This window comes from Streptomyces sp. NPDC006283, assembly GCF_040613325.1.
Classification (GTDB): domain Bacteria; phylum Actinomycetota; class Actinomycetes; order Streptomycetales; family Streptomycetaceae; genus Streptomyces.
The window spans coordinates 1-2,240 of the sequence record NZ_JBEXRZ010000429.1 but is presented as its reverse complement, the minus strand read 5'-3'; the positions used below and the strand labels follow the sequence as shown (position 1 = coordinate 2,240).

The window sequence follows — 2,240 nt, the reverse complement described above, 5'->3', positions numbered from 1 at the left end:
GCGTCGACCTGGTGGAAGCGTCAGCATCTGTCTGTTCTCCCTTCTCGCCGGGCGTGACACGCGACGGGGCCCCGCGCGGCTCTCGGGCCAGGCGCGGGCCCCGGTGACGCTGGTGGTGCTACACGGGCTGCGGTTGTGGATCAGTCCTCGAAGCGGCCCTGGTCCGAGGTCTCGGCGGCCTTCTCGTCGAAGCGGGCGGTGTCGGCGGGCACGGCGACGACGGCCGGCCCGGCGAAGACGGACTCCCACGGACGCGTCTGGTTCTGCATGGCGAACCCCTCTCACTCGGCCAAATCCCGGTGGACGGTGTGTCACCGGGCTTGCTCAATCAGTGAACCGGGCAAGGCAGTTGACGGGTACCGTGTCGAGCACGCGGAGCCGTATCTCGGGGGCGGTTTCCATCAATCGTTGCGAATCACCTGGTCAATGGGCCTGTAAGATATTCTCGCATGGCCTCGACCGGGGTCTTGTCTCCGAGGACGATGCGAGGTCTGCGGTTGAGCTGGCGGGCGACGGCGCGAAGGTCTTGTGCGGTGTGGACGGACAGGTCGGTGCCCTTGGGAAAGTACTGCCGCAGCAGGCCGTTCATGTTCTCGTTGGTGCCGCGCTGCCAGGGCGAGTGAGGGTCGCAGAAGTAGATCCGGAAGCCGGTCAGGGCCTCGATGTCCTCGTGGAGCGTCAGTTCGCGCCCTTGGTCCCAGGTGAGGTTCTCCTCATTTGGGGCGGGATGTGCGCGGTCTGCGTGATGAGCCGCGTTGCGCACCTGCGGGGCCTTCCAGCCGCCCGGCAGATGGATCAGTTGGACGTAGCGGGTGGTGCGCTCGACCAGGGTGCCGATCGCTGACCCCTGTCCGCGGCCGATGATGAGGTCGCCCTCCCAATGCCCCGGAGATCTACGATCGTTGACCTCGAGGGGGCGCTGGTGGATCAGCGTCATGTTCTTGATCTTGTTCGGGGTGGGCACGCCGCGGCGCTGCCTCTTTCGTCGGGTCCGGCCGGTACGGAGCTTGGCGTCGCGCCGACCGAGACGGCCGGCAAACAGGGCCCGGTAGATCGTCTCTGGGCATGCTCGCATCGATGTGTCGTGGCCGTGCTCGCGGGCCAGGTGGCGCGAGATCTGCTGAGGGGACCACTTCTCAGCGAGCTTCTCGCGCACGAACGTTCGCAGCGACTCGCCGGCCCGGATCTTCTCCTCCTTGGGGCGCCTGCGACGCAGGAGGGCCTGATTGTGGGCCCACCAGGGGTTGTAGCGGCCGTCCGGCTTGCTGTTGCGCTTGATCTCCCGGTAGACGCTCGGAAAGCTCTTCCCGATCGAGGCAGCGATCCGCTTCGCGCTCTGGTCGGCGTGCAGGCCATCGGCGATCGCGATGCGGTCATCCTGGGTAAGGAAGCGCGGCGATATCGGGCCGGCGTCAGGAACGATCATGCTGCCAGCATCGATGAACCACAGCGAACCGCAGCTCGTGGACACCCCGACCTGGCGGGCGGCAGCCGCACCTCGGTATCCCTCGTGGAGCAGCTCGAAGTACCTCTTCTTCACCGCAGTCGGCACTCTGTTGGGGGCGTACCTCGGCATGCGAACACTCTCCTTCCAGAGCATTCGCAACCACCGATAGAACTCAAGGGGTATATCGAGGGCAGGCCCCATGACCCGGCGCACTGCGAACCACCAGCGTCCCCAGCCGCTGGCCGCTTTCCAACGCGACGGCTTTCACGGCGCGGGCGACGCCGTCGTAACTCAGCCCGGACTCCTCGATCAGTGCCCTGAGCCAGAGGCGGCCGCCGCTGTCGGCTCTGTTGCTGCTGGCCGGTGCACGGTGGGCGGCGCGCTGTGATCGCGAACCGCCGCTAGCAGCATGATCGTGGGCCCGCATGGGGCAGTCGCCGACGAGACCGAACCGATGGCCATCAAGCTGGGCGTATGGATCTCCAACACCAAAACGAGGCGCGACAAACTCACCGCGGAGCAGCTCGACGCGTTGCGGGAGTTGGGCGTGGAATGGGCATGACACCAAGTCCCGATGAGCGTGTTTCATCGCGGCGCAGTTGGAGCGGCTTGCCGGCCTCGGGCTGGAGCGGCGGCGCAGGCACCGGCGTAGCACGGGAGGATGTGGAGGGTGCGGTCGGACGGCGGGTGCCCGGGGATTGTTGGTGAAGAACAGCAGCCAGTGGTGGGTGGTGGAGACGAAGAAGTGGTCGACGATGTCGTCTTCCTTGAGCTTCGTGCCCCGCACGCCCTT

General features: G+C 66.6%; 3 protein-coding genes. 1 reads left to right on the top strand and 2 read right to left on the bottom strand.

All coding sequences use genetic code 11. The annotated features are described in order from the left end of the window. Positions 1 to 140: 140 nt before the first annotated feature. Positions 141 to 269: a hypothetical protein gene (locus ABZ070_RS36950; protein WP_356640540.1), complete on the bottom strand. Its 129-nt coding sequence runs from the start codon at positions 267 to 269 to the stop codon at positions 141 to 143. Between the two features lie 146 nt (positions 270 to 415). After that, on the bottom strand, positions 416 to 1,540 hold the full coding sequence (locus tag ABZ070_RS36945; protein ID WP_356640538.1) for an IS30 family transposase: 1,125 nt from the start codon (positions 1,538 to 1,540) through the stop codon (positions 416 to 418). A 322-nt stretch (positions 1,541 to 1,862) separates the two neighbouring features. On the opposite strand from ABZ070_RS36945, the gene ABZ070_RS36940 reads away from it, so the two are divergent. Then, a complete protein-coding gene (locus tag ABZ070_RS36940; protein ID WP_356640536.1) occupies positions 1,863 to 2,009 on the top strand; it encodes a helicase associated domain-containing protein in 147 nt (48 codons plus the stop codon). The last annotated feature ends 231 nt before the right edge of the window (positions 2,010 to 2,240 follow it).

Coding starts and splice junctions, on each gene's coding strand:
- ABZ070_RS36950 (WP_356640540.1), bottom strand. CDS start 269: ATGCAGAACCAGACGCGTCCGTGGGAGTCCGTCTTCGCCGGGCCGGCC.